The following is a 5,255-nucleotide window of genomic DNA, read 5'->3' as shown; positions in this document are numbered from 1 at the left end:
ACCCCGGCGATCAGGCTGGCGGTCACCGAATTGCCCACTGCCAGCGCGGCCGCGGCGCCGGCCGTCGGCATCTCGCAAGGCCTGTCGGGCGTCGGGGTGCTGGAGAGTCTGGGTGCCGGCGCCATGGGGGTATCGCGCCGCCAGCACTTCCAAGAAGCCGGGCTTTCATGCGGTGCACGTCGTCGCCGGCAGCAAAACCCAGTCCGGGTAACCACACCTCACATCAGATGAAAGGAAAGCGTATGAAACTGTTTCTCCCACTCCTGGGTGTTGTGACCATGATCGGCCTCGCCGCACCCGCGTATGCCGACGGCGACGGCGATGCAACCGAGACCGCAGTCGAAACTGGTGCCGTGAACGTCAATTTCATCAACTCGCTGCATGCGGCAGGTATCGGCTACGGCAATGACGAGCAAGCCGTCGCGGCCGGCAAAGCGATGTGCGGGCTGATCGAGCGGGGCCAGCGCGGCCTTCAGGTGGTCGGCGAGCTTCAGGCGCACAACCCCGGGATGTCCATGGAAGACGCGGCACACTTCGCGAAGATTGCCGCAGCGTCGTACTGCCCCGAGCAGTTGGTGCCGGCCCATTGAAACAGGGACTAATTTTAGTATCCTGCGCCGGAAAGTCGTTACATCATTGTCACCGACGAGAATGAGCATCTGGTGCAGCTCGTCGCGGCCGATCTCGCCGAGCGTGTCGCCGACGGGCTCGAGCACGACAAGCGGGCGTGGGCAGACCGTAAACATGACATCACCGCGGCGTCGAGGGCCTGCGACGGCCCGGCGTCCGGCTTGCGCGGATCCGCGCTCAGATTCACGGACGATTCTTGCTGCATCTGGGCGAAGGCTGGCGATTCTTCGCACCCGAGAATTTCGTCACCCGCCTGACTGCGGTGCTCAAGGCGGAAGCACAGGTGTTTGCGGTGGGAATCAACGTCGCCGATGCGGTCAAGCTGACCGGAGTCTGCGTGGCTGAGTGGCAGGTACGCCGCGCCCCCGACGCTGGCCGCTACGTCCTCACCGACGTGATGGCCGGCGGTCCAGCAATGGTCGGTACCGCACGTCTGGATCGAGCCGGCGGCCTGCACGGCGCCGACACGGACCCGAACGCCGCACTTGGGCGGCGGCCGCCCGGTAGCTGCCCGGAGCAGCAGCAAACAACTTCACCACAAGATCCCTACAACTGAAGTCCCCACGGAATCAGGGGAGGCGCGACGGTTGCAATTCCAACTGCTCGGGGCAGTATGACGCCGCGGCAATCCGCGCGAAGCGTACCGCGTCTTCCATGGACATCCCGGGGTTGTTCGCCTGAAGCTCGCCGATCACCTGAAGGCCGCGCTGGCCCCGCTCGATAAGATCGCACATCGTTTTGGCGGCCGAAACAGCTTGATCGTCATTGCTGTAGCCGATACCTGCCGCATGCAGCGAGTTGATGAAATCGACGTCCACGTCGTTCTCGGCATACGCGGGTGCGGCGAGGCCGATCATAGTCACAACACTCAGGATCGGGAGAAACAGTTTCATGGGTTTTGCCCTCAACCGACTAGTCATCGGATAGAGGCCGTCAGCCAGATTCGGCAGGCCCCATCGCCAGCCTTTAGGCTACACCAACCACAACCCGCCGGCGTGTCTGATCTGGTTTGAGCACGTAGCAGCTACTGCCTCACCTAACTTTGAGCGCGTAGCCCCTCGGGGCAGGCTTGCCCGAGGCCAAAACCCACCACCGGGATGGCGACGGCAACCTGCACCGGTCAACCTGCGCGGCCGGATCCGGCAGCCGCGGGCCGGTCAGCATCCGCCGGCCCTTCCTGGGCTCAACCGAGCAGCGCGTCGACGAATGCGGAGGGCTCGAACGGCGCCAAATCATCGGGCCCTTCGCCGAGCCCGACGAGTTTGACCGGAACCCCTAGTTCCTGCTGGACCCGAAAAACGATGCCACCCTTGGCGGTTCCGTCCAGCTTGGTCAGCACCACCCCAGTGATGTCGACGACGTCAGCGAACACCCGAGCCTGCGCCAGCCCGTTTTGACCTATGGTGGCATCGAGCACCAGCAGCACCTCGTCGACCGTGGCACGCCGGGTGACCACCCGCTTGACCTTGCCGAGTTCGTCCATCAGCCCGGCCTTGGTGTGCAGCCGGCCGGCGGTGTCGATGACGACGACGTCGGCGCCGGCGGCGATGCCCTTGTCGACGGCGTCGAACGCCACCGAAGCCGGATCGGCGCCCTCGGTTCCGCGCACCACCTCCGCACCCACCCGCGACGCCCAGGTCTGCAGTTGATCGACCGCGGCAGCCCTGAACGTGTCGGCCGCGCCCAGCACCACCCGCCGACCGTCAGCCACCAGCACCCGCGCCAGCTTGCCGACGGTGGTCGTCTTGCCGGTGCCGTTGACGCCGACCACCAGCAGCACCGAAGGGTGGCCGGCGTGTGGCAGCGCCCGGATGGAGCGGTCCAGGCCGGGTTGCAGCTCGTTGATCAGCACCTCGCGCAGCACCTGGCGGGCGTCGGCCTCGGTGCGCACGGTGCTGCTGGCCAGCCGGCCGCGCAGTTGACTCACCACCGACTCTGTCGCCACCGACCCCAGGTCGGCGATGAGCAGGGTGTCCTCGACCTCCTCCCAGGAGCCCGCGTCCAAATCGCCACCGCCGAGCAGCCCGAGCACACTGCGCCCCAGCGCATTCTGGGACTTGGCGAGCCGCCCGCGCAGTCGTACCAGTCGGCCTTCGGCCGGCGCGATGGCCTCGATACTGGGCGCGGTGGGCGCTGCGGGCGCAGTCGGCTGCAACGGCGGGACAGCATCCGGCTCGGGCAGGTGGACATCGGCGACGGGACGCTTCGGGGCATCACGCGCAACGGTCGCGTCGTCGCCGACCGCGGGCAGCCCGGTGGTGTCGACGGTCTGGCTGAACGTGATCCCCGCAGCCGCGGTGTAGCCGCCGGAGGGGTCCCGGGTTTGTTGTGGGGCCGACAGGCTGATCCGGCGCCGGCGATAGCGGACCAGGCCGGCGACAAGCGCTGCGATGACGACCAGCGCGACGACAACCGATATGGCGATCCAGAGACTTTCAGGCACGCCGCCATTGTTCCAGCGCAGGTTGTTCCCGGACGGGTGGACCGCCCGGGCGCGAATCCCGGCGCCTGGTCACACTGGCAACGAAGACGCCAATACCGAGCCCACTACCGACGACAGGAAACCAATGGTCATGAACTACGGCTGCAATTCCAACTGCTCGGGGCAGTACGACGCCGCGGCAATCCGCGCGAAGCGTATCGCGTTGTCCGTGGACATCCCGGGGTTGTTCGCCTGAAGCGCGCCGACCACCTGAAGGCCGCGCTGGCCCCGCTCCATCAGCCCGCACATCGCTTTGGCGGCCGAAACAACTTGACCTTCATTGCTGTAGCCGATACCTGCCGCATGCAGCGAGTTGATGAACTCGACGTTCACGTCGTTCTCGGCATACGCGGGTACGGCGAGGCCGATCATGGTCACAGCACTCAGGATCGGGAGAAATAGTTTCATGGGTTTTGCCTCCAACCGACTAGTCATCGGATAGAGGCCATCAGCCAGATTCGGCAAGCGCGGCGAGCCTCATCGCCACCACCGAGGCTACACCAACCATCGATCCGAGCACAACCCGACGGCGTGCCTCACCTACTTTGAGCGCGTGGCCGGTGGTGGTGCCTCAGCTATTTTGAGCGCGTAGCCCCTCGGGGCAGGCTTGCCCGGTGTGGAAGGCGATATGGCTGCAAGGCGGCAGGTAACCAACAAACTACCAGCTCAGTACCGCAAAGCGTCGAAGGCGGACAAGACCAAGATCCTGGATCGGGGGTGGCCACCACCGGGATTGGTCGCTCGACGGCCCGGCGGATGCTGACCGGCCCGCGGCTGCCGGACCCGGCCGAGCAGCTCGGACGGGCGCAGCTTGCGGCCACGGGGCTTCAGTGACGACGCAAGGGCGCTTTTGGAGCACGTGTGGGCGTCAGCTAGACGGTGAGGATGCGGCGTAGCACCTTGGCGATCCGCAGCATGTCGATCGGATCAACCTCGCCGACCTGGCGCAGGAACCGGTCGCCGGATACCGCGCGGATGAGCTCGCACTGCACATAGCTCGTGACCGGCAGCGTCTTCTCCAGCTCAACATGGGTCGGATAGCCCCGGCGGGTACGCGTGACCGGCAGGACGATCGGTAGTGCCCGCCTGCTGATCTCCTCGGCCGAGATCAGCACCGCCGGGCGCCGAAAACCCGCTTCGTGGCCGCGCGGATGCCCGAAGTCACACAGCCAGATTGCTCCACGCTTCAAAGGACATCGCTCCAGTCCTCGTCGGGATCCAGTCCATCGGCAAGCGTGCGGTCAAGATCATCGACTGGCGCGGCGTCGGCGGCGTGCCGTTCGGGCATCGAGGTGCGCACCCGCTCCCAGAACTCGGTGCTCTCGGCGACGTCGAGGGCATGGGTGATGGCACCCGCCAGGGTGATCTGTCGTTGGCGAGCCAGCGCCGACAGGCGGTCACGCAGCTCGACGGGCACCTTGATCGATGTAGTTGGCATACTTCAAAGTATGCCGTTCTGGGAGGCGATCGGGTAGTACTAGATGTCGGGTGGATATGTTCGTGACCCGCCGTGGCACTTGCCTGGCTCCCGCCCGCCAATACGGGTCGTCAACGTGGTGATCTGCGCCGAAAAGGCAATCCGACGTTGACTCTCCTACCGATCCCGCTGCTCTAACCCGGGCTGCTGACCAGCTTCTGGCCGTGGATTCGCTGCGAGATCACTGCTGTGACGCCGTCGTCACGCATCGTCACGCCGTAGAGCGCGTCGGCGATCTCCATGGTCGGTTTCTGGTGGGTGATGACGATCAGCTGCGACTGGGCCCGCAACATCTTGAACAGCGTCAGCAGGCGTCGCAGGTTGGTGTCGTCGAGTGCGGCCTCGACCTCGTCGAGCACGTAGAACGGCGACGGGCGGGCCCGGAAAATCGCCACCAGCATCGCGAGCGCGGTCAGCGCCTTCTCACCGCCCGACAGCAGCGACAGCCGCTTGATCTTCTTGCCGGGCGGGCGGGCCTCCACCTCCACCCCGGTGGTGAGCATGTCCTCGGGGTCGGTCAGCAGCAACCGGCCCTCTCCACCGGGGAACAGCGCCGCGAACACCTCGCTGAACTCGCGCTGCACGTCGGTGTAGGCGTCGGTGAACACGCCCAGGATGCGGGCGTCGACGTCGGCGACCACATCGAGCAGGTCCTTGCGGGCCGCT

Annotated in this window: 8 protein-coding genes and 2 pseudogenes; 4 read left to right on the top strand and 6 right to left on the bottom strand. The window is 65.9% G+C overall.

All coding sequences use genetic code 11. The features are described from left to right. From AC2VON_RS00740 to AC2VON_RS00730, 3 genes and pseudogenes are all read left to right on the top strand, one after another. Window positions 1-231: pseudogene (locus AC2VON_RS00740) on the top strand (hypothetical protein); the annotation flags it as partial. A gap of 47 nt (window positions 232-278) precedes the next feature. Further along, window positions 279-590 carry a DUF732 domain-containing protein gene (locus tag AC2VON_RS00735; protein WP_486951230.1) on the top strand — a complete coding sequence of 104 codons (312 nt, stop codon included), beginning with the start codon at window positions 279-281 and terminating at the stop codon, window positions 588-590. Between the two features lie 236 nt (window positions 591-826). Further along, complete coding sequence (locus tag AC2VON_RS00730; protein ID WP_486951229.1) at window positions 827-1,186, top strand: hypothetical protein; 360 nt, start codon at window positions 827-829, stop codon at window positions 1,184-1,186. Between the two features lie 13 nt (window positions 1,187-1,199). Here the strand turns inward: AC2VON_RS00730 and AC2VON_RS00725 are convergent, their stop codons facing one another. From AC2VON_RS00725 to AC2VON_RS00715, 3 genes are all read right to left on the bottom strand, one after another. Further along, entirely contained in the window at window positions 1,200-1,523 is a 324-nt protein-coding gene (locus AC2VON_RS00725; protein ID WP_486951228.1) for a DUF732 domain-containing protein, read from the bottom strand. Between the two features lie 290 nt (window positions 1,524-1,813). Further along, window positions 1,814-3,073 (bottom strand): signal recognition particle-docking protein FtsY, encoded by a 1,260-nt coding sequence (gene ftsY / locus AC2VON_RS00720; RefSeq protein ID WP_486951227.1) that lies wholly within the window; start codon window positions 3,071-3,073, stop codon window positions 1,814-1,816. Window positions 3,074-3,208: 135 nt separating this feature from the next. Continuing rightward, window positions 3,209-3,484 (bottom strand): DUF732 domain-containing protein, encoded by a 276-nt coding sequence (locus AC2VON_RS00715; RefSeq protein ID WP_486951231.1) that lies wholly within the window; start codon window positions 3,482-3,484, stop codon window positions 3,209-3,211. Window positions 3,485-3,829: 345 nt separating this feature from the next. Here AC2VON_RS00715 and AC2VON_RS00710 point away from each other — a divergent pair. Continuing rightward, window positions 3,830-3,980, top strand: a pseudogene (locus tag AC2VON_RS00710) (integrase catalytic domain-containing protein); the annotation flags it as partial. 4 nt (window positions 3,981-3,984) lie between these two features. Here the strand turns inward: AC2VON_RS00710 and AC2VON_RS00705 are convergent. The 3 genes from AC2VON_RS00705 to AC2VON_RS00695 all read right to left on the bottom strand — a co-directional run. Continuing rightward, window positions 3,985-4,302 (bottom strand): type II toxin-antitoxin system PemK/MazF family toxin, encoded by a 318-nt coding sequence (locus AC2VON_RS00705; RefSeq protein ID WP_486951226.1) that lies wholly within the window; start codon window positions 4,300-4,302, stop codon window positions 3,985-3,987. Further along, a complete protein-coding gene (locus tag AC2VON_RS00700; protein WP_486951225.1) occupies window positions 4,299-4,550 on the bottom strand; it encodes a hypothetical protein in 252 nt (83 codons plus the stop codon). Before AC2VON_RS00700 ends, AC2VON_RS00705 begins: the two co-directional genes overlap by 4 nt. A gap of 173 nt (window positions 4,551-4,723) precedes the next feature. Beyond that, window positions 4,724-5,255, bottom strand: a 532-nt coding sequence (locus AC2VON_RS00695; protein ID WP_486951224.1) for an AAA family ATPase, incomplete at its 5' end; no start/stop codon positions are given.

Source organism: Mycobacterium sp. TH-M82, from assembly GCF_057473605.1.
This window is presented reverse-complemented; position numbering and strand designations above follow the sequence as displayed.